Annotated in this window: 1 protein-coding gene; it reads right to left on the bottom strand. The window is 37.6% G+C overall.

Annotated elements, in window-relative coordinates:
- On the bottom strand, positions 1-229 hold a 229-nt coding region (locus tag ACY2RX_RS15025), incomplete at both ends, for a DUF8693 domain-containing protein (protein WP_490104765.1).

Genomic DNA, 229 nt, shown 5'->3' on the forward strand with positions numbered 1-229 from the left:
CCATTAATGGCTGAAGTATTATCAGAAATAAAGGTTTCTGCATCTAATGCTGATGGATAAGGATTACCAACTAAACTAAATCTATCATTATCTATAGGAATTGTATAGGTACCATCACTAGGTCTTCCTTTAAACGTAAACGTTGCTCCCACACTTTTCATATTCCAACCCTCTACTGGATTAAAACTAGCACCTGTTGGGCTTAAAAAACGCGTCCACTCTGCAGCAT

The organism is Polaribacter sp. 2405UD43-2, assembly GCF_058147125.1.